This is a genomic window from Umezawaea sp., assembly GCF_036375055.1.
Lineage (GTDB): Bacteria > Actinomycetota > Actinomycetes > Mycobacteriales > Pseudonocardiaceae > Umezawaea.
Window position 1 is genome coordinate 33,071 of sequence record NZ_DASUSQ010000045.1, and the last position, 20,012, is coordinate 53,082.

At 71.7% G+C, this 20,012-nt stretch carries 19 protein-coding genes and 1 tRNA gene; 11 read left to right on the top strand and 9 right to left on the bottom strand.

Annotation, left to right across the window (positions count from 1 at the left end):
- Nucleotides 1-29: 29 nt before the first annotated feature.
- Together VFZ92_RS13365 and VFZ92_RS13370 are read right to left on the bottom strand one after the other, a co-directional pair.
- Entirely contained in the window at nt 30-728 is a 699-nt protein-coding gene (locus VFZ92_RS13365; RefSeq protein WP_330876209.1) for an ABC transporter permease, read from the bottom strand.
- The gene (locus VFZ92_RS13370) at nt 725-1,642 is read right to left on the bottom strand and encodes an ABC transporter ATP-binding protein (protein WP_330876210.1); all 918 of its coding nucleotides are present in this window, start codon (nt 1,640-1,642) and stop codon (nt 725-727) included. The genes VFZ92_RS13365 and VFZ92_RS13370 overlap by 4 nt, the downstream gene beginning before the upstream one ends.
- Before the next feature lie 107 nt (nt 1,643-1,749).
- Between VFZ92_RS13370 and VFZ92_RS13375 the strand changes: the two genes are divergently transcribed.
- Nucleotides 1,750-2,877 carry a sensor histidine kinase gene (locus VFZ92_RS13375; protein ID WP_330876211.1) on the top strand — a complete coding sequence of 376 codons (1,128 nt, stop codon included), beginning with the start codon at nt 1,750-1,752 and terminating at the stop codon, nt 2,875-2,877.
- Nucleotides 2,874-3,476, top strand: a complete 603-nt coding sequence (locus VFZ92_RS13380; RefSeq protein ID WP_330876212.1) for a response regulator transcription factor — start codon at nt 2,874-2,876, stop codon at nt 3,474-3,476. Before VFZ92_RS13375 ends, VFZ92_RS13380 begins: the two co-directional genes overlap by 4 nt.
- A 205-nt stretch (nt 3,477-3,681) precedes the next feature.
- On the opposite strand, the gene VFZ92_RS13385 is transcribed toward VFZ92_RS13380, so the two are convergent.
- Both VFZ92_RS13385 and VFZ92_RS13390 read right to left on the bottom strand, forming a co-directional pair.
- On the bottom strand, nt 3,682-3,879 hold the full coding sequence (locus tag VFZ92_RS13385) for a hypothetical protein (protein ID WP_259621905.1): 198 nt from the start codon (nt 3,877-3,879) through the stop codon (nt 3,682-3,684).
- 172 nt (nt 3,880-4,051) lie between these two features.
- On the bottom strand, nt 4,052-6,688 hold the full coding sequence (locus VFZ92_RS13390; RefSeq protein WP_330876213.1) for an ATP-binding protein: 2,637 nt from the start codon (nt 6,686-6,688) through the stop codon (nt 4,052-4,054).
- A 91-nt stretch (nt 6,689-6,779) separates the two neighbouring features.
- Here VFZ92_RS13390 and VFZ92_RS13395 point away from each other — a divergent pair, with 91 nt between their 5' ends.
- Entirely contained in the window at nt 6,780-7,499 is a 720-nt protein-coding gene (locus VFZ92_RS13395) for a DUF2306 domain-containing protein (RefSeq protein WP_330876214.1), read from the top strand.
- A gap of 36 nt (nt 7,500-7,535) precedes the next feature.
- On the opposite strand, the gene VFZ92_RS13400 is transcribed toward VFZ92_RS13395, so the two are convergent.
- Nucleotides 7,536-9,827 carry an ATP-binding protein gene (locus VFZ92_RS13400; protein WP_330876215.1) on the bottom strand — a complete coding sequence of 764 codons (2,292 nt, stop codon included), beginning with the start codon at nt 9,825-9,827 and terminating at the stop codon, nt 7,536-7,538.
- A 114-nt stretch (nt 9,828-9,941) separates the two neighbouring features.
- Here VFZ92_RS13400 and VFZ92_RS13405 point away from each other — a divergent pair, with 114 nt between their 5' ends.
- Nucleotides 9,942-10,685, top strand: a complete 744-nt coding sequence (locus VFZ92_RS13405; protein WP_330876216.1) for a hypothetical protein — start codon at nt 9,942-9,944, stop codon at nt 10,683-10,685.
- Nucleotides 10,686-10,763: 78 nt separating this feature from the next.
- Here the strand turns inward: VFZ92_RS13405 and VFZ92_RS13410 are convergent, their stop codons facing one another.
- Nucleotides 10,764-11,819 (bottom strand): glycoside hydrolase family 19 protein, encoded by a 1,056-nt coding sequence (locus tag VFZ92_RS13410; RefSeq protein ID WP_330876217.1) that lies wholly within the window; start codon nt 11,817-11,819, stop codon nt 10,764-10,766.
- A gap of 362 nt (nt 11,820-12,181) precedes the next feature.
- On the opposite strand from VFZ92_RS13410, the gene VFZ92_RS13415 reads away from it, so the two are divergent.
- The 3 genes from VFZ92_RS13415 to VFZ92_RS13425 all read left to right on the top strand — a co-directional run bounded on the left by VFZ92_RS13415 (nt 12,182) and on the right by VFZ92_RS13425 (nt 15,651).
- Nucleotides 12,182-12,850 (top strand): Crp/Fnr family transcriptional regulator, encoded by a 669-nt coding sequence (locus VFZ92_RS13415; protein WP_330876218.1) that lies wholly within the window; start codon nt 12,182-12,184, stop codon nt 12,848-12,850.
- Nucleotides 12,851-12,925: 75 nt separating this feature from the next.
- Nucleotides 12,926-13,648, top strand: coding sequence for a hypothetical protein (locus VFZ92_RS13420; RefSeq protein WP_330876219.1), 723 nt, complete (start codon nt 12,926-12,928; stop codon nt 13,646-13,648).
- Complete coding sequence (locus tag VFZ92_RS13425; RefSeq protein ID WP_330876220.1) at nt 13,645-15,651, top strand: hypothetical protein; 2,007 nt, start codon at nt 13,645-13,647, stop codon at nt 15,649-15,651. Before VFZ92_RS13420 ends, VFZ92_RS13425 begins: the two co-directional genes overlap by 4 nt.
- Here the strand turns inward: VFZ92_RS13425 and VFZ92_RS13430 are convergent.
- Nucleotides 15,648-16,052: a helix-turn-helix domain-containing protein gene (locus VFZ92_RS13430; RefSeq protein WP_330876221.1), complete on the bottom strand. Its 405-nt coding sequence runs from the start codon at nt 16,050-16,052 to the stop codon at nt 15,648-15,650. The genes VFZ92_RS13425 and VFZ92_RS13430 overlap by 4 nt on opposite strands.
- A 121-nt stretch (nt 16,053-16,173) precedes the next feature.
- On the opposite strand from VFZ92_RS13430, the gene VFZ92_RS13435 reads away from it, so the two are divergent.
- Together VFZ92_RS13435 and VFZ92_RS13440 are read left to right on the top strand one after the other, a co-directional pair.
- Nucleotides 16,174-17,028, top strand: a complete 855-nt coding sequence (locus tag VFZ92_RS13435; RefSeq protein WP_330876222.1) for an SDR family oxidoreductase — start codon at nt 16,174-16,176, stop codon at nt 17,026-17,028.
- Between the two features lie 50 nt (nt 17,029-17,078).
- A complete protein-coding gene (locus tag VFZ92_RS13440; protein WP_330876223.1) occupies nt 17,079-17,663 on the top strand; it encodes a phosphotransferase-like protein in 585 nt (194 codons plus the stop codon).
- A gap of 126 nt (nt 17,664-17,789) precedes the next feature.
- Here the strand turns inward: VFZ92_RS13440 and VFZ92_RS13445 are convergent, their stop codons facing one another.
- Nucleotides 17,790-18,206: a hypothetical protein gene (locus VFZ92_RS13445; protein WP_330876224.1), complete on the bottom strand. Its 417-nt coding sequence runs from the start codon at nt 18,204-18,206 to the stop codon at nt 17,790-17,792.
- A 199-nt stretch (nt 18,207-18,405) separates the two neighbouring features.
- Here VFZ92_RS13445 and VFZ92_RS13450 point away from each other — a divergent pair, with 199 nt between their 5' ends.
- Entirely contained in the window at nt 18,406-18,996 is a 591-nt protein-coding gene (locus VFZ92_RS13450; RefSeq protein ID WP_330876225.1) for a DinB family protein, read from the top strand.
- A gap of 159 nt (nt 18,997-19,155) precedes the next feature.
- Here VFZ92_RS13450 and VFZ92_RS13455 read toward each other — a convergent pair.
- Nucleotides 19,156-19,266: transfer RNA gene (locus VFZ92_RS13455), tRNA-Ser, on the bottom strand.
- Nucleotides 19,267-19,637: 371 nt separating this feature from the next.
- On the opposite strand from VFZ92_RS13455, the gene VFZ92_RS13460 reads away from it, so the two are divergent.
- The coding region (locus VFZ92_RS13460; protein WP_330876226.1) for an ATP-binding protein at nt 19,638-20,012 on the top strand (375 nt) is incomplete at its 3' end.

A 20,012-nucleotide genomic window follows, 5' to 3' on the forward strand; every position in this document is an offset into this window, starting at 1 on the left:
AACCCCGGTGGAGGTCAGCGGTCACCGCGCTAGGTCCTGGGTTCCCAGCGGAAGTGGCGGACGGCCAGGGCCGCCCCGATCGCGGTCCACGCGGCCAGGGAGGCCGTGGCGGGCACCACGTTGTCCGTCGCCCCGCCCAGGGCGGCCTTGACCAGCTCGGCGATCTGCCCGCCGGGCACCAGCAGCATCCGGTGGTCGACGGTGTCGGACGCCCACGTCCACAGCGCGCCGCCGAACAGGGCGAAGAAGAACGGGGCGGTGGTGATCTGCGCGAGTTCCGGGGTCGAGGTGATGCCGCTGGTGACGACGCCCGCCGCGCAGCACATCGCCGCGCCTCCGACGACCGCGAGCACGAGCAGCAGCGGGCGGTCCGGCAGCGGCGCGCCCGCGGCCCTGCTGATCCCCAGCAGCACCACGGCCTGGGCCAGGCCGAGCGCCGTGGCGGGCACGAGCAGCCCGAGGACCACCACCCGGTCGGAGGCCTCACCGGTGCGCAGGCGCTTGAGGTAGAGGTCCTGGCGGCGGGCGACGAGCGAGGTCGTGACGGTCGTGTAGACCGTGAAGCCGAGCATCATCACCAGTTGCAGGGTGATGGTGAGCGTCCAGTCGGACGTGTCGTTCACCAGCAGCAGCGCGCCGAGGAGCAGTGGCATCGCCAGCGCGAGCGAGGCGGCGGTCTTGTTGCGCAGCAACAGGGTCAGCTCGGTGCGGCTCAGTGCGAGGATCATCGGGACGTCACCTTCTCGTCGGTCCGGACGGCGTGGAACACGTCTTCGAGCGAGGCGTGGTTGGCCCGCAGGCCGGTCAGGACGCGGCCGTCGCCGCGCGCCCAGTCGAGCAGTTCCCCGAGGTCGCGCTGGAGTTCACCGGTGCGCACCTCGACCCGGCCGGACGGCTCGTGCACGACGTCGCCGTACAGCATCGGCAGCACGCCCACGTCGAACCCGGCGGGCACGTCGAAGCCGATGCGCGCGGGCTGCCGCGCCAGCACGTCCGACACCCGGCCCGCCACGGCGATCCGGCCCGCGTGCATGATCGCGATCCGCTCGGCCAGCGACTCGGCCTCCTCCAGGTAGTGCGTGGTCAGCACGACCGTCGTGCCCTCGGCCAGCAGTCCGCGCACGACCTCCCAGACGTGCAGCCGCGACTCGGGGTCGAGCCCGGTCGTGGGCTCGTCGAGGAACAGCACCTCCGGCTTGCCGAGCGTGGCGAGCAGCAGGTCGAGCCTGCGCCGTTCGCCGCCGGAGAGCTGCTTGATCCGCACGTCCCGGCGGTGCCCGAGGTCCAGCGCCTCGATGGCCGAGGCGGCGTCCGACGTGCGGCTGCTGGTGGACCGCCAGAACCCGACCATCTCCGCGACCGTCAGGTCACCGGGAAAACCGCTGTCCTGCAACATGATCCCGATCCGGGGCCGGATCGCCCGCCGGTCGGCCAGCGGGTCGGAGCCGAGCACCCGCACGGTGCCCGAGGTCGCCTTCCGCAGCCCCTCCACGGCTTCCATCGTGGTCGTCTTGCCCGCGCCGTTCGTGCCCAGCAGCCCGAACAGCTCCCCCTGGGCGACGTCGAAGTCGACCCCGCGCACGGCTTCGAAGTCGCCGTAGGAGCAGCGCAGCCCCTCGACCTGGATCACCGGATTCGTCATGTCCACAATGGTGGTCGGGCGTCCCGCGCGGGCGTAGTGCCGGAGAACACCGGTTCTGGTGACAAATGTCAGCAGACGCGGACGGGCGGGGTCCGTAGGTTCGGTCCGTGAGCAACCCGGTGAACCGCCTGCGTCAGTACACCTGGTTCTCGGTGGGCACGGGACCCGTCGTGATCGCCCTGGGGACGCTGGTGGACCTCGTGTCGAGCACGCGCTCCGTCCCGGTGACGATCGGGCTGGCCCTCGCGGCGGTCGTGGTCGTCGTCCAGCACGTCCGGTACCTGCGGCTGGCCATGCGCGAGGAGTCGGACGCCCACCCGTGGCTGGGGCACCTGGCGACGTTCGTGCTGGCGGAGGCGGCGTGGGCGGTGGGGGCGGCCTCGCCGACCAGCGGGTTCTGGCTGCTGCTGCCGGGCGCGGTGATCGCGCACGTGGTGCTCGTCTCGCCCAGGTCCGCCCGGATCCCGATCGTGGTCGCGGGCACCGCCGTGAGCCTCGCGGTGGGGGCGTGGTCCAGCGACGACTTCCAGGCCTCGGACGTCGTCGGCACGGTCCTGCTGGTGAGCATGCTGGTGTTCATCGACCTGACGTCCCTGTGGTTCTGGCGGCTGGTCCAGGAGTTGGACCGGGCCCGCGGCACCGCGCGGGCGCTGGCCGTGGCGGAGGAGCGGTTGCGGTTCGCGGCCGACCTGCACGACATCCAGGGCCACAACCTCCAGGCCATCGCGCTCAAGGGTGAGCTGACCGAGCGGCTGATCGGCCGGGACGACGACACCGCCCGCAAGCTCGCGGCCGAGATCGCGGAACTCGCGCGGACGGCGCTGGCGGAGACCCGCGAGGTCGTGCAGGGCTACCGGCGGGCGACCCTGGTCACGGAGATCACGAACGCGGTCGGCATCCTGGAGGCGGTGGGCATCACGACCACGGTGGTCGGTGACGCGGACCAGGTGCCGGAGCAGTTCCAGCAGCTGTTCGGCGCGCTCGTCCGCGAGGGGACGACGAACGTGCTGCGGCACAGCAAGGCCGAGCGGTGCACGGTGGTGATCTCGGTGCGGGGGCGGGAGGTGCGCGTGCGGCTCCAGAACGACGGCGTGGCGGAGGTCCCGGAGGAGCGGGAGGGGTCGGGACTGGCCGGTCTGCGCGAGCGGTTCGCGGCGGCGGGCGGGCGGGTCGACGCGGGCCCGACGAAGCCGGACGGGTTCGAGCTCTCCGGGCGCGCCGAGGTGACCGCGTGATCCGGGTCGTGCTGGCCGACGACGAGGACCTGATCCGCGGCGCGCTGGCCGCGCTGCTCGAACTGGAGGACGACATCACGGTCGTCGCGCAGGTCAGCGACGGCAACGCGGCGGTGGAGGCGGTGCGCGCGCACCGGCCGGACATCGCGGTGTTCGACCTGGAGATGCCGGGCCGTGACGGCGTGCTCGCGGCGGAGGCCGTGCGGGACGTCCCGGACCTGGTGGTCGTCCTCGTCACCCGGCACGCGCGGCCGGGCGTGCTGAAGCGCGCGCTGGCCGCGGGGGTGCGCGGGTTCGTCCCGAAGACCACGCCCGCGTCCCGGCTGGCGTCGATCCTGCGGGACGTGCGGGGCGGGAGCCGGTACGTGGACTCCGACATCGCGGCGGCGGCGTTGACGGAGGGTGCCTGCCCGCTCACCGCGCGCGAACTGGAGGTGTTGCGCCACGCGCTGCGCGGCGGTCCGGTCGCGGGCATCGCGCGGGAGTCGAACCTGGCCGCCGGGACGGTGCGGAACTACCTGTCCTCGGCCATGACGAAGCTGAACGTGAGCACCAGGCACGAAGCGGCACGCCTGGCGTGGGAGGAAGGCTGGATCTAGTGGGCCCGGTCCCGAGGAGCGGGCCCGCCAGCTCCTCTACCTGCCGGTGCTGCGGCCGCTGACCCCTGGCGGGTGGTTCCGGCGTCCGGCAGGGTCCATCGCTGTGCCGCCCCCACGCCCCGTACTGGTGGTACGGGAGGTGTGGGGGCGGTGCGGCGATCGACCCGCTGGGCCCGGAAACGCCCGGCAGGGACTGGTCACAGCACTAAGAACGCTTGCCTTCCATGGCTTCCAAGCCGAGCATTTCCAGCAGTCGCTGGCAGTCGTCGGCGTTGTCAGCGTGATCGGCCACCGTTCGGGCGGCCTTGCCGTTCTGGATCACCGTCTGGATCTTCTCGTCGGCGCGTGCCTCGGCCAACCGGTCGCGCTCACGCACAGGTCCGATTCGTCGTTCCGTGATCAAAGGTGCTCCTCATCCGGTTCCGGAATCGCCGCGGGGGAATGACGCGATTCCGGTTTGGCGCCCGCCCCACACCGGTAAAGGTGCTGGTCGGTACCCACCGAGACTACGCCGTCCAGGTTGCGTTGGGGATACATCTGGTCGGATCGATACCTGAAGAACACCCGAACGCCGGTCACGGAGCGTCGAGGTCGAGGGTCCGCAGCTGGCCGCGGGAGGTCACGCCGAGCTTCGGGAACACGCGGTAGAGGTGCGAGCCGACCGTGCGCGGGCTCAGGTGCAGCCGCAGGCCGATCTCGCGGTTGCTGTAGCCGACGGCGGCGAGGCGGACGACCCGCAACTCCTGCGGCGTCAGGGATCCGGCGTCGTGCTGGACGGCTCCACCTGCGGCGCGCAGCTCCCCCTCGGCCCGTCGGGCCCACGCCGTGGCGCCGAGACCGCCGAACAGCTCGGCGGCGGCCCGCAGGTGGACCCGCGCGTCGACGCCGCGCCGCTCGCGCCGCAGCCACTCCCCGTACAGCAGGTGGGTCCGGCCGCGGACGAACGGCCGGTCGCGACCATCCTCAGTGGACAGTGCGGCCAGGTGGTGCGGTTCGGGGTCGTCGGAGAGCAGCGCGCGGCAGTGGTGCAGCCGCTCCCGCGTCCAGACCCGGTCACCGGCCCACTTCTCGAACCACTCCACGTGCCGCAGCGCCAGGTCCCGCTCGCCGACGCGCACGGCGGCCTCGACGACGTCGGTCAGGGCGCCGAACGTCATCAGCGGCTGGACGTCCAGTTCGGCCAGTCTGGCGAACGCCCCGGCGTCGTCGCCCTCGGACAGCGCGAGCAGGCCGAGCGCCGCCCGTGCCATCCCGGCCGCGGCGTGCTGCCGCAGCGGCACGGCGATGGCGAGCGCGCGGTCGGCGTGCTCCTGGCACGCCGGGGCGTCACCGCGCGCGGCGGCGAACCGCGCGAGCACGGCGAGCAGGTTCGCGGTCCACCCGCGCTGCCCTGCCTCGCGGGAGAACCGGACGCCCTCCTCGGCGTGCGCGATCCCCTCGGTCCACAGCCCCAGCCGGTAGGCGATGTCGGCCCGGTAGTACAGCAGTTCGGAGATCGCCCCCGTCGCGCCCACGGCCCGCAGCCGGTGCCCGGCGGCCTCGGCGAGCCTGAGGGCCTCGCGCTGGTCGGAGCCGAGCCAGGCGATGGCCGTGGCCCACATCCACGTGCGCCCGCCGCCGTCCTGCTGGTGCTCGGCCAGGTCACCCGGCAGTTCCCACAGCTCCTGCGACGTGATCACGCCGTCGGAGAGGGCCCGTGCGGCCCGGCGCGTGGCGGGCGAGCAGTCGAGGTCGAGGATCCGCTCGGTGGCCGTCCTCGCGCCGAGCATGTCGCCGCCGAGGAACGCGGCGGACGACGCCAGCGTGAACGTCCACGCCGCTTCCTCGGGGTCGGTGCGGGCGAGCAGCTCACCGCACCTCATGAGGTGCCCGAAGGCCACCGCGGGATCACCGCTGTACAGCTCGACGGTGCCGTTGAGCTGCGCCAGCGTGACGGCGGGAACGGGTTCCGCCATCACCTCGCCCGCCAGGGCCCTGGCGACGTCCGGCTGCCCGGAGTCCAGCGCGACGAACGCCGCCGTCACCAGCCTGCGCCGTCGCCCGTCGGCCGTCCCGCTCAACCGCGCGGCCCGGCGCAGCACCGCCACCGCCGCGGCTTCCCCGCCGCGGCGGCGAGCCTCGTCCGCGCCGCGTTCCACGGCCTCGGCCAGCCGTTCGTCCGGCCCGGTGGCGGCAACGGCCCGGTGCCAGGTAGCCCGGTCGGACCCCGCGCCCAGCTCGTCCGCGACGGCCAGGTGCGCGGCCCGACGGCGGTGGAACGTCGCGTCGGCGTACACGGCGGACCGCACCAGCGGGTGGCGGAACCGCAGCTCGGTGCCCACGACCGCGAGCAGCCCGGAGTCCTCGGCGGTACCGAGCGCGTCGTCGGGCACGCCGAGCCGCCGCGCCGCGCCCAGCACGGTGTCCAGCCGCCCGGTGTCCTCGGCCGCGGCGACCAGCAGCAGCGACCGCGCCGACGGGGGCAGCGCCGACACCCGGCGCAGGAACGCCGTGCGCACCCGCGACCCCACCGGCACGGTCCCCGTGAGCGCGAAGTCCGCGACCACCTGCCCCAGGTCGCCGTGCTCCGCGAGTTCCAGCAGCGCCAACGGGTTCCCGCCGGTGGCCGCCAGCACGGCGTCGCCGGGCCACTCCCGACCGCGCTCCGCCAGCAGCCGCACGGCGTCGGACCTGCCCAGTCCCGGCAGCACCACCTCGGGCAGGTCCGAGGTGTCCACCGTGGAGTCCCGCACCGCGAGCAGCACCGCGACGGGTTCGGCGGCCACCCTGCGGCACGCGAACAGCAGCGCTCCGGCGGACGCCCGGTCGAGCCACTGGAGGTCGTCCACGACGAGCAGCAGCGGGCTCTCGGCGGCCACGGCGGCGACCAGGTCGACCAGCGCGGCCGACACGACGAACTCGGACGCGGTCCCGTCCGCGATCCCCAGTGCCCCGCGCAACGCCGCGGCCTGCGCCGGGGGCAGCCCGTCGACGTGCCGCAGCACCGGCCGCAGCAGCTGGTGCAGCCCGCTGAACGCCTGCGCCACCTCCGACTCCACGCCCGCGCAGCTCAGCACCAGCAGACCGTCCGCGCGGGCCACCGCGTCGCGCAGCACCGTGCTCTTCCCGATCCCCGCCTCGCCGCGCAGCACCAGCACGCCGCCGCGCCCGGCCGACGCACCCGCCAGCAGCGCGGCAACCGCCTCTCGTTCGGCCCGACGCCCGTGCACCACCCCACGACCCTAGTGCCGACTTCAGTCGGTTCGACCGAAGAGCCGACGACGCCGAGCGGCCAGGCTGTCCTCAAATCGAGGGGGAGTTCCGATGACCGACACCGTGGCGCTCTGGCGCCGCCCGTGGATCGCACCGCTGCTGTTCGTGACCGTGGCCTTCCTGGCCTTCTCCGTCCCGCGCTACCTGACCCTGGACCCGGCGCAGTCCAGGCTGCCCGTCCGGGAGGACGCGCCGCTGCACTACCCGACCCTGGTGCTGCACATCGTCTTCGGCTCGGTGGCCCTGCTGACGAGCTGCTTCCAGGTCTGGCCCTGGTTCCGCTCCCGGTACCCGTCGGTCCACCGCGCGCTCGGCCGCACCTACGTCTTCGCGGGAGCCCTGCCCGCCTCCGTTCTGGCCGTTCCGGTGGCCGTCTACGGCCACACGGGTTTCGTGGGCTCCACCGGCAACCTGCTGCTGTCGCTGATGTGGTTCGCGACCACCGTCGCGGGCTTCCGCACGGCACGGCAGCGGCGCTTCGAGGAGCACCGCAGGTGGATGATCCGCAGCTTCGCGCTGGGCATGTCGATCGTGGTCAACCGCCTGTGGAGCGCGCTCATGATCGGCGTGGTCGTGCCGCTGCTGACCACCACCCAGGCCGAGGCTGACGCGCTGATGATGCCCGCGTTCACCTCGACGGTGTGGCTGAGCTGGGTGGTCAACCTGCTCATCGCCGAGTGGTGGATCGAGCGCACGGGCAGGCGCCGCCCGCCGAGGACCCCGCGGCGGGACCCGGCACCCGCCCCGGCGGGAGCGCAGGCGCACGGCTAGCCGCCGCGCGGAGGGGGAGGGCACCCGCGCTCCCCCTCACCCCACCACCCTGGACCGCTCCGCGATCCACGTGGCGATCTGCGTCCGCGAGCTGAACCCCAGCTTCTGGAGGATGCGCTCGACGTGGCCCTCCGCGGTCCGGCGGGCGATCACCAGCCGGACCGCGATGTCCTTGTTGGACAACCCGCCCGCGATCAGGTCCGCGACCTCCTGCTCCCGGCGGGTCAGCGGTGTGGGCAGCTCCTCCACCACCGCCACGACGGGCTCCTCCAACGCGTACGCCACCGCTTCCCCGAGCCCGAACGCCATCCCGCGCCGCAGCGCCCGGCCGAACGCCCGGTCGCCCAGCACGTCGATGGCGGCCCGCTCGCACGCCCCGTGCGGCGCCCCGAAGTGGCAGGACCCGAACAGCGGGTACCCGACCGACTGCCAGATCTGGTGCGCGGCGCCGAGCAGCGTCGCCGCCCGCTCCGCCGCGCCCCGCTCCGCGGCGTTCCACGCCAGCACCTCGATCGCCAGCACCAGCCCGAGCAGGTCGTTGAACGTCCGCTTCACCCGCAGGCACTCGCGCGCCAGTTCCTCGGACCGGCCCAGGTCGCCCCTGGTGAACGTGCACATGGACAGCACCCACGTCGCGTACGCGGTGGCCCACCGCTCGCCGTTCCGCTCCCCCAGCGCACGGGCCTGCTCGCACAGCTCGCCCGCGCGCTCGAAGTCGCCCTGGAACACCGCCACGATGCCGAGTTCGACCCGCGCCAGCAGCACGTTGCTGTCCAGCAGCCCCAGCCGCCCGTAGCGGGCCCACGCCTCCTCGAACAGCCCGCCCGCCCGGTCGAGGTCGTCGCCGACCAGCTTCGTGCAGGCCAGCCGGTGCGTGGCGTAGGCGAGCGCGGGCTCGTCACCGGCGGCGCGCGCGTACTCGCGGCACTCCTCCAGCAGCTCGACGGCCACGTCCAGCTCACCCCGCACGGTCGCGAGGTACCCGCCCACCCACAGCACCTTCGCGCGGGTCTGGCCGGGGCCGGTGTCGAGCGCCAGCACCCGGTCGACGCACCGGCGGCCCTCACCGAGGGCACCGCACCCGACCCAGTAGAACCAGAGCGTGCCGACCAGGTGCAGCCCGGCCTCGTACCCGTCGGGCGAGCCGAGGCAGTGGTCCAGCGCGACCCGCAGGTTGGCGTGGTCGAGCCGCGTCCTGCTCTGCACGTCGGCCTGGGTGGGGCCGAACCAGTCGCGCTCACCGCGTTCGGCGAGCGCGACGAAGTGGTCGCGGTGCCTGCGGCGCAGCGCCTCCTCCTCGTCCACGGCCCGCAGCCGGTCGCGGCCGAACTGGCGGAGGGGTTCCAGCAGCCGGAACCGGACCCCGTCGACGCCCTGGTCGGCGATCAGCACGGACTTGTCGACGAGGCCGCCGAGCACCTCCAGGTCACCGCCGCACACGTCCTCGGCGGCTTCGAGGCCGAAGCTCCCGGCGAACACCGACACCCGCCGCCACAGGCTCTGCTCCTGCTCGGTGCACAGCGCGTAGCTCCACTCGACGGCGGCGCTCAGCGTCTGGTGGCGGGGCAGCCCGCCGCGCCGACCGGCGGCGAGCACCCGGTAGGTGTCGTGCAGCCCGTCGCGCAGCTGCTCCAGCGACAGCAGCCGCACCCGGACGGCGGCCAGCTCGATGGCCAGCGGGATGCCGCCGAGCAGGTGGCAGACCTCGGCCACCAGCGGCTCGTCGTCGGGGTTCAGCGCGAAGCCGGGGACCACGGCGGCGGCGCGGTCGGCGAACAGCTCGAGCGCCGGGTAGGTCCGGCCGCGCTCGGGGCGCTGGGGGTCCGGCAGCGCGAGCGGCGCCACCCGCCACAGGTGCTCGCCCTCGACGTCCAGCCGCTCCCGGCTCGTCACCAGCAGGCGGAGGCCGGGCGCCGTGCGCAGCAGCGCGCCCGCCAGGTCGGCGACGACGTCCAGCAGGTGTTCGCAGCCGTCGAGGACGACGAGCGCCTGCCGGTCACGCAGGTGCCCCACCAGCACGGACGACTGGTCCCGGCCGGTGTCGTCGTGCGCGCCGAGGGCCTCGACCACCGTGTCCACGAGCAGGTCGGCGTCGGTGACGTGGGCGAGTTCGACGAACCAGACGCCGTCGGTGAACGCGCGGCGCAGGTCAGCCGCGACGTGCAGCGCGAGCCTCGTCTTCCCGACCCCGCCGACGCCGGTCAGTGTCACCAGCCTCGCCTTCGCCACCAGCTTCTTGACCTCGGCCGACTCGTGCTTGCGGCCGACGAGAACGGTGGTGCTGGCGGGGAGGTTGCCGACCTGGCCGGACCCGACGAAAGCTCCCACGCCGGCACCATAGGTTCGGGTCGGCAGCCGGTCAATCCGGTGTTCCGGTAGGCCTGGGGAACACGGGTAATTACCCCCTGGTCGGGGGACGTGCGCACACCGGACCCTGCTGTGATGGGAGTGGAAGACGAGCTGAGCATCACCACCCGGCACCGCGACGGCGTGCTGGTGGTGACGGTGGCGGGCAGGCTCGACTGGTCGACCTACCTGCGCGTCCAGGACCAGTTGCTCGACCACGCGGGCCAGGAACCGCTCGGCGTGGTCGTGGAGGTCGACGCGCTGGACGTGCGCTGCCCCGTGCTGCTCGTCGCGTTCGACGTCGCCTGGACGTCCGCGGCCCGCTGGCCGGGCACGCCGCTGATGATGGTCGTCGACAACCCCGCCGTCGCGGAGCCGCTGGACGCCAGGGGCCTGCCCCGGCACATGCCGAGGTTCCGCACGACCGACGAGGCGCTGGCCGCCGTGGCGGTGCTGCGGCACGGCGACCAGACGACCGCACCGCTGCCCGGCTGCCGGTGCAGGCCGCACGTGGCCGAGGAGATCACCGAACGGGCGTGCCGCCGCTGGGGCGTGTCGTCGCTGCTGGAGGTCGCGCCCCAGGTCGCCGCCGAGATGGTCAGCCACACCGACGACGACACGTCCGCCTCGCTGGTGCTGCGCCGCCGGGAGCACGAGCTGTCCATCGGCGTCCGCACCTCCACCAAGCTCGCGACCCGCGAGCGGCTGACGCTGCGGCACGACGTCGCGTCGATCGCGGTGTGCGACTTCCGCATGGGCGAGACCAGGGTCAGCTCCGACCGGGTGGTGCTCTGGACGGTGCTGGACATCCCGGCCGATCAGCCCGCGCTGGCCAACTGACGGCGCGGCGGCGCGACTCCGCACAGCGGAACGGGGTGCGACCGGATCGGCCGCACCCCGTTCCACGGGCTGGTCGGATCAGCAGTACAGGTTGTTGCCCGCACTCGTGCCGAGGATCCCGACGAACCGGTTGTAGGCGTCCACGCGGCTCTGGACCTGGGCGGGGTTGCGCCCGCCGCACTCCAGGCTGCCGTTGATGCTGCGGATCGTCTCGCCGAACCCGTTGCCGTTGACCATCGCGTTGTGCGGGGTCATGGTGCCGGGGCCGGTCTGGGTGTTCCAGTACCAGAGGCCGGTCTTCCAGGCGATGGACGCGTTGCGCTCGACCTGCCACGGGTCACCGAGCAGGTTGATGCCGAGAGCGTCACCGGCGGCCTTGTAGTTGAAGTTCCAGCTCAGCTGGATCGGACCGCGACCGTAGTACGCCGCCTGACCCGCCGGGCAGCCGTACGGCTGGCCGGTGTCGCAGTAGTGCGGGTAGTTCGCCTGGTTCTGCTCCACGATGTGGACCAGACCGCCGGTCTCGTGGTTGACGTTGGCCAGGAACGCCGCCGCCTCCTGCTTCTTCACCGTGTCGCTGCCGCTGTTCGCGAAGCCGGGGTACGCGCTGAGCGCCGCCGTCAGACCGCTGTAGGTGTAGAAGGAGTTCCGGTTGGGGAACATCTGGTTGAACTGGGCCTCCGAGACGACGAAGCCACCCGGCTGCGGCGGCGGAGTGGTGCCACCACCGCAGGTGAAGGGCTCCCAGAACCAGGTGCTGATCAGCGGGTCGTAGCCGGGGTTGTCGTGCTCGGCGATGTAGAACTTGCCGTCGGTGTACTTCACGATGTTGCCCGTGACGTAGTTCCGACCGGCGACCCAGTTCGGGTAGTCGCAGGTGGGGGTGCTGCCACCACCACCGCAGGCGCCCTGGTCGGCCCACACGCCGTCGGTGCCCGGCGCCTGGTTCTGGGTCCACCACTGGGCCAGCCAGTTGCGGTTGTTGTAGGAGGCGGTCATGCCGTTCGTGTAGACCGACCCGGAGTTCCACGCGGTCGCACAACTGGCGGCCGTTGCGGAGGTCGGCAGGACGACCGCCAGCACCGTCGCGCAAGCCACCGCGAGGAACGCGGCGATGATGCGAAGCCTCGACACTTGATCACTCCTCCGTGCGGTTGCAGGGCCGCACAAATTGACGGCAAGGCCGGTTCGCAGGCGCGCCGAACAGGTCGAACGAGCCGACTCGTCCGACGCGATTCCTGTGACCGGTGACACAGTGAACCGCAGGTGGTATAGACCAGTCAAGGGTTCAGACCATTTTCGGAACCCCGAAGGACCCGATCTTCGGGGATGAGACCAGACCCGGCGGAACCCACCGCAGCGAACAAACGGTTTCAGCGGTCCCATCAGAGCGGAGTGGTGTCGGCCACACCCGACCTCGGGAACCGCTGTCGGCTGATGGGGTGAACCCTCGCCCGCCTGCTCTGCGCGGCCCCGGAGTCCGGCAGCATGAACCCGTGAGCCACGGGTCGGCAGCCAGGGGGTGCGCCGTCCTGCGAGCCGCGGGCCGCTCGGTGCCGTTCGGCCGGGGCGACCGCCTGATCAGGGCGGGCGAGACGGGCGACGAGGTGCTCCTGGTCGAGGCCGGCCTGGTGAAGGTCGTGCTCTCGTGCGCGGACGGGGTCGAGAGCGTGGTCAACGTGCTCGGTGACGACACGCTCCTCGGCGAGTGCGCCGTGCTCGACGAGCAGCCGCGCAGCGCGCACGTGCTGGCGCTGCTCGACGGCCGGGCGGTGCACGTCGCCGCGCGGACGTTCCTCGGGCTCGTCGCCGAGGACGCCGCGGTCCGCCGCCTCGTCGACCGGACCTGCGCCGACCGGCGGCGCAACGCCGACGCCTGCCGCCTCGACCAGGCCCACGACGTGGTGACCAGGGCGGGCTCGACGATGCTGCGGTGGGCCCGGTCCGTCGGGACGCGGACGGCGGCGGGCCTGCTCGTGCGCGGCCCGAGCCAGCGGGACATCGCCCAGGCCGTCGCCGCGTCCGACCAGCGCGTCGAGGAAGGCCTCGCGACGATGCGCGGGACCGGCCTCGTGCAGACCCGGCGACTCGGCTACCTGATCACCAGGCCCGACGAGTTCGAGCGGTGGCTCGCGGAGCGGCGGCGCGGGAAGGATCGCCCGTAGTCCCGGATTTCCGGGAGAACACCCCGCGGACCACCTCCAGAATCTGCCCCTTGACGATCTGCGAGGAGGCATTCGGTGGAACTGGTTCCCCAACACAGGGCGTTGTTCGGTGTGGACGTCGTCGGGTCGGCGCGCAATCCCGGCTACCACCTCGACGCCGTTCGACGGACCCTGGACGCGGCGCTGGAACGGGCGCTGGCCGAGCGGGGCATCGAGCGGGAGGAGGTGCTGGCGCGGGAGTCGACCGGTGACGGTGCCCTGCTGACCCTGCCGAGCGGACGGCTGGGCGCGCTGTTCGACGTGGCGCACAGCCTGGAGAACCTGCTGGCGGACTGGAACCGCCGCAACAAGCCCGAGGTCCGGCTGCGGATCGCGGTCGAGGTCGGCCCGGTCGGCGACGAACCCGGCTTCTACGCCGCGAAGGTCACGCTCGGCAGGCTGCTGGACGCGTCGGCGTTCAAGGAGCTGTTCGAGCGCTGCCTCGGGGAACAGGGGCCCGACGGCGCCAGCACGGCCCTGATCGTCTCGGACCACGCGTGGCGCACGGCGTTCGGCGGCGACCACACCAGGGTCGTCCGGCAGGGCGAGTTCAGCCCGTTGTCCGTGCGGGACAAGGAGTACGCCGACACGGCCTGGGTCCGGATACCGGGCTTCGACCCGCGCACCGCCACCGGGCCCGCGCGCCCCGAGCCCCGGCCCACCGGCCGCGGCGGCGTGGTCAACCAGGTCAACGGCACCATGTCCGGCATCCAGGCCGGGGACGTGTACGGCGGCATCACCTTCGGGACCCAGCGATGACCGAGCAGCCGAGCACCGGGGCGGTCGAGGACAAGTCGGCCCTGGCACCCGACGAACTGCGCTACATCCCCGAACTCGACCGGTCGAACACGACCAACGGCAACCAGTACGGGCTCCAGGCGGGCATGGTCGCCGGGAACGTCATCATCGCGAGCGGCGGGTGGTCGGTCCCGGAGCTGATGCTGCGCCGCGCGACCGCGGAGGAGGTCGACGAGGTGCGCGGGCAGTTCGTCCCGCCGCTGGAGATGAACGCCGCGCGCAGGCTGCTGCACGAGCACCACGTCGTCGTCCTGTGGGGACGGGGCACCGGGCGGTCGTTCACCGCCCGGCGGCTGCTGGTCGACTCCGGGTGCGACGCGGTGATCGAGATGAACCCCGACCGCACGCCGCGCTCCGTCGGCGGGTCGGACCTGAAACGGGGCGAGGGCTACCTCTGGGACCTGAGCGGCTCGGGCGGCAGCCCGTTCGCCGACTGGGAGTTCGGCGGGCTCGCGGCGCGCGCCAGGGCGACGGGGTGCTGGGTGGTGGTCGTCCTGGACAACCGGGCGCAGGTGCTGGGCGGCGCGCAGGACGTGGCCGTGAGGCTGACGCCGCCGTCCGCGGTGGAGGTCGCGCTCGCCACCATCCGGTACCGCCGACCCGACGCGTCCGAACAGCCCTCGACCCTGCTCAAGTCGGAGTTCGCCGACGCGTTGACCGACGAGGACCCGCCCGAGAAGGCGGTGCGGGCGGCGGTGCTCGCGCTGCGGGTCGCCCGCGGCGAACTCGACGTGGCGAGCGCCCTCGCCGAGCTGAAGGAGGACGTCGGCAACGCCGTCGCCCAGTGGTTCGGCACCCGCAACGGCATCGAGGTCCCGAAGGCGGTCGCGGTCGCGCTGCTGGAGAACCAGCCGTTCGAGGAGGTGATGGGGTTCGGCGTCGACCTGGACGAGCGGATCCGCCGCGCCGAACTCCCGGAGGAGGGGAAGTTCAGGCCCCGCCGCGTCTTCGCCACGTCGAAGGAGGCACTGCTCACGGAGATCCACGCGGTGTCCACGGTCCGCGACCACCCCCGGCACGCGGGTCTGACGGAGGAGACGGTCCGCTTCGAGCGGCAGGACTGGGCCGCGGCGGTGTTCCGGCACGTGTGGCGCGAGTTCCCGTCCGCCCGCGAGGTCCTGAGCGAGTGGATGTGCGCACCGGAGATGCTGCGGCGCTTCGCGGACGCGACCCGGCGGACGCTGTGCGCGATCGTCGCCGACGTGCCCGCGCACGAGCCGCTCACCATGGTGGACCGCCTGGCCTCCCGGCCGCGGGTCGCGCACCGGGTGCTGGCGGCGTCGATGCTGGAGCACCTCGCCGACGACCACGACCTGCTCCCCCTGGTCCTCGACACGCTGGAGGAGTGGGCGGAGCGCGGTTCGCCGAACCGGCAGTGGACGGCGGCCGTCGTCTACGGCTCCCCCTTCGGCCGCCGCGACACGAGGAAGGCGTTGGCGCAGCTGGCCAAGATCGGCCGCACCGACCGCCGCTCGCCGCAGAACGCCGTGGTCGCCGGGGTGCTGGCCATGCTCGGCGACCGGACGCACCGCGAGCACGTGCTGGACGAGGTCGTGTCGTGGACCGACGGGCGGAACCGCCGCAACGGCCTGCGCACCGTGTCGCTCAGCCTGGGGATGTGGATCACCGGGATCCTGCCGTCCGACCTCGACTCCCGCGAGTTCGCCGAGGCCTACCCGCGGCAGGTCAGGACGTTGGCCAACCGGGTGCTGGCCGACCCGGACTTCGGCCCCGCCGCCCTGTCGTGCCTGGCCGACCTGGCGCTGCACGCGCGGTGGGACGAGGGTTCGGCGACCGCCCTGGTGGACCTGACGACGATGATCACACCGGACCTGCGCTGGGTCGCGCGCCGCGGCGCCGTCAGCACCCTCGTCAAGACCCACCCGGCCTGGCGCAGGTCGATCACCCGCACGTTCCAGGTGGCGCGCAAGGCGCAGCGGGTCCGCGCGAAGAGACGGCCCTAACGCCCCTTCGCCTCGTCGTACCTGGCGTTGGCCGCCATCACCTCGGGCATCTGCGCCTCGACGAAGTCGATCAGCCCCATCAGCAGCTCGGCGGTCTTCTCACCGCTCGGCGACAGGCTGTACTCGACCTTCGGCGGGATCGTCGGCTGGGCCTCGCGCACCACGAACCCGTCCCGTTCGAGGGCTTGCAGGGTCTGCGAGAGCATCTTCTCGCTCACGCCCGCGACCCGGCGGCGCAGCGCGTTGAAGCGCAGGGTGCCGTCCCGCAGCGCGGCCATCGCCAGGATCCCCCACCGGCCGGTCACGTGCTCCAGCGTCACCCGCGAGGTGCACGCCTGGGCGAACACGTCGAACACCAGCCGTGCGTGCTCGTCGTCCACCCGACCCGGCGCTTCGCTCATGGTTTCACGGTACCTCGTAGACAGCACTAACCACGGTGATGGCACTCACTTGTGGTTTGCACTTTCCAGAAGTTAGTGCAGTCTTCAAGTAAGCACGACCCAGCCACGAGGGAGCAGCACCATGATCGTTGTCACCGGCGCGACCGGCCACCTGGGCACACTGGTCGTCGAAGGCCTCCTGCGGAAGGTCCCGGCGTCAGAGATCGTCGCCGCCGTCCGCAGCCCCGAGAAGGCCGCCGACCTGGCCGCGCGCGGCGTGCAGGTCAGGAAGGCCGACTACTCCGACCCCTCCAGCCTGGTCCAGGCGTTCGCGGGCGCCGACAAGGTGCTGCTCATCTCGGGCTCCGAGGTGGGCAGGCGCGTGGCCCAGCACACCGCCGTCGTCGAGGCCGCGAAGGCGGCAGGCGTGAGCCACCTCCTCTACACCAGCATCCTCAGGGCGGACACCACCAAGCTGCTCCTGGCCGCCGAGCACAAGGCCACCGAGCAGGTCATCCGCGACTCGGGCATCCCCTTCACGTTCCTCAGGAACGGTTGGTACACCGAGAACTACGCCGCGACGGTCGCCCAGGCGCTGGAGACCGGCTCGTTCGCGGGCAGCGCGGGCACCGGCGCACTGGGGGCCGCCCCGCGCGCCGACTACGCCGACGCCGCCGTGGCCGCCCTCACCACCGAGGGCCACGAGGGCAAGGCGTACGAACTGGCGGCCGACGAGGCGTGGAGCTACACCGACTTCGCGGCGGAACTCGCGACCGCCACGGGCAAGCCCGTCAGCTACCAGGACGTCCCGGCCGACCAGCACCTGCGGATCCTGGTGGGCGCGGGCGTCCCCGAGGGCTTCGCCGGGATCCTGGTGGACGCCGACCGCGGCATCGCGGAGGGCGAGCTGGCCGACGACTCCCACGACCTGAGCACCCTCGCGGGCCACCCCACCACGCCGCTGCGCGAGTCCGTGGCGCTGCTCCTGAAGGGCTGACCACCACGGTCTCCGCGGGGAGCCCCCTGCGGAGACCGTACGGTCGAACCGTGACACGAGGACGCGTGGTCCTGCTGAACGGCCCGTCCAGCTCGGGCAAGTCCAGCATCGGCAAAGCCCTGCTGCCCCTGCTCCCGGACCCGTGGTTCCTGGTACCGGTGGACGCCGTGAGCGGCATGCGCTCCACGGTCCACACCCGCACGTTGGACGAGGTGGAAACCTCGGAAATGCTGCGAAGGACCCGCCGGGGCTACCACCGCGTCGTCGCCGCCCTCGCGTCGACCGGCAACGACGTGGTCATGGACTACCCGCTCACCGAACCGTGGCGCCTGGCAGACCTCCTGGACGTCCTGGACGGCGTCGACGTCACCCTGGTGGACGTCCACTGCTCCCCGGAGGAACTGGCCCGCCGGGAACGACGACGAGGTGACCGCCCCCACGGCTTGGCGGCGTCACAAACCCGCGTCTTCTCCCACGGCGACAACGACATCGAGGTCGACACCACGACCCGCACCCCGGCCGCCTGCGCCCAGGACATCGCGACCCGCCTGCCCACCGTCAGCACCCCCAAGGCGTTCGACCGGTTGCGCGGGCACCACGCCCGCCCCGTCGCGCGCCAGTCCACAGAGGACTGACGCGCGACGGATGGCGCACCGGTTCACGCCCGAGGCCGGGCCTGACGTGGTCCACCACGCCCTCGCCCCGCCCGCGGCCCTCCGGCACCCAGCCGACCAGCCCTTCGCGTTGCCCGCACGGGCGCCCTACCAGCGAAGACCGAGCTCCCACACGGGCGCGTTGAAGCTGGCCGTCGCCGTCAGCGTGTAGTAGCTGGCAGGCAGCGTGCAGACCCAGGTCTTCCCCGGGTCGCTGGCGTAGGCACCGCCACTGCAACTACCGAGGGTCCACGTGAAGTACGTGCCGGGAGCGCCCGGCGAGAGCCACGCGTCGATGTCGACGTAGATGGTCCCCCCGGAGAAGAACCCCGATGCCATGCTGCAACTCCGCGACGGCGACGGTTCGCAGCGCTTGTTCACCTGCGCCGCGCTCGCCGTACCGGCTCCGGCCAGCACACTGGCAAAGACCGCTCCGGCCACCGTCGCGGTGGCCACCATCTTCCTCATCTTCTCCCCCAGCGCTTCCAGGCCTCCGCGCGGTTTCGCGGAGATCACGTCGAGCATAACCAGAGTGGACCGTCGGCTGTCACGCTTTTCGTGACATGACCGGATCAACGCCGAGCACGGGCGAAGGAATCTCCCATAGCACCAAGCAGAATCAGGAACAAGCTCCGATCGGCTACTTGCCCGCTCCGCACTTTTCTGCCCCTGGCTCCAGCGCCGCGGTGGCCAGGGCGCAGTCGGTGGTGCGGACTCCTCCCCCGTGATCGACGACTTCGCGAAGGACTACCTGCACAGCGACCCGCAGGAGATCCGCGGGGTCGTGCTCCAGAAGCTCGACGGACTGTCCGAGTACGACGTCCGCCGCCCCCTGACCTCAACCGGAACCACCCCGCTCGGCCTGATCAAGCACCTGTCGACAACGGAATCGCGGTACTTCGGCGAGGTCTTCGAACGACCGTCCCCCGAACCCGTCCCCCGGTGGGACGACCTCGAACAGCGCGGCACCGACCTGTGGGCGACCGAACACGAGACACGCGAGCAGATCACCAGCCGCTACCGCCGAACCCGGGAACACTCCGACGCCACCATCGCCGCACTCTCCCTCGACCCACCCGGCCACGTGCCGTGGTGGCCACGACCCGACGTGATGCTGTTCAACGTCCTGGTCCACGTCCTCACGGAGACCAGCCGACACGCCGGACACGCCGACATCCTGCGCGAACAACTGGACAGCGACGCCAACAGGTACGGAGAAGGCACGGCTCGTCAGGGCCGCGACGCGACCTTCTGGGAGAACCGGTGCGCGGAAGTAGAACGGGCGGCCAGAGCAGCCGATCCGACGAGAACGTGACGACCGACCCCTCACCGGCTTCTACCGTCTCCGAGATAAATACCCCTGCCCGAGAACACGCCGATCCGAGACGGGCCATGACCACTCGGGCATCACCGTGGAACCCCAAGGACAAATGATCTTCAAAGGATCTTGAAAGGCTCGTTCTCGCTGGTAGAGTGGTGGGGCAGGTGGGGTTCGAACCCACGACCTGACGGATTCTAGGTCCGCTTTCCCGTTGTCTACCAACGACTTCCGGCACCTACCGCCAACAGCGGCAACCACTTCCCCGACCGTCCATCACAGACCGTCGTCCGGGGTTCTCTGCCGTCATATTGTGGGGCAAAGGTGTGGCGTTGATCTTGCCTCAACAAGAGAGGGGCCTCTGTGCCATCCCGTCGACCTGGCGCAGCCCGATCACGTCGTCGCCAGGGGGCAACATCCCCTGCCAAAGTCCACGTTACCGCCCAAGCTTGCCCCCTGGCGACGACGTGATAGCCCTTGTGGAGGTCGACGGGATGGCACCAGGCTCCGAACGAACCGCAGCGTCCCGCCCTCCCCACCATCCCGGAGACCTGCCCGTCCGGCGAGGACAAACCTGAGTCATTCACACTTTTGAGCCCGGTTAACAACACCCTCTGCACCGCGACTACCATGAATATGTGACCGAGAGCACATATAAGTTTGATCAGCTCGTCAAGATCTCCCAGACTTTTACTCCAGCTGCGCCCGTGAGTTCAGCCTCCCTATTTGCCGGACGCGCCGATGAAATCATGCAAGTCATTTCTATTATCGGCACCCCTGGGCAACACGCCGTACTCTATGGCGAGCGCGGCGTTGGAAAAACTTCGCTAGTAAATGTACTTTCGGAGGTCGTGACCCGACACAACGGATCATCCATACTACTCTCAGTTCGCATAAATTGCACGACAAATGACAATTTTAGGTCGATTTGGAAACGCGCATTTCGCGAACTGGAACTCGCAATCCCTGAGGAGTGGTCGTATAGCACTCCAGAACCAGACGACATCCGATTT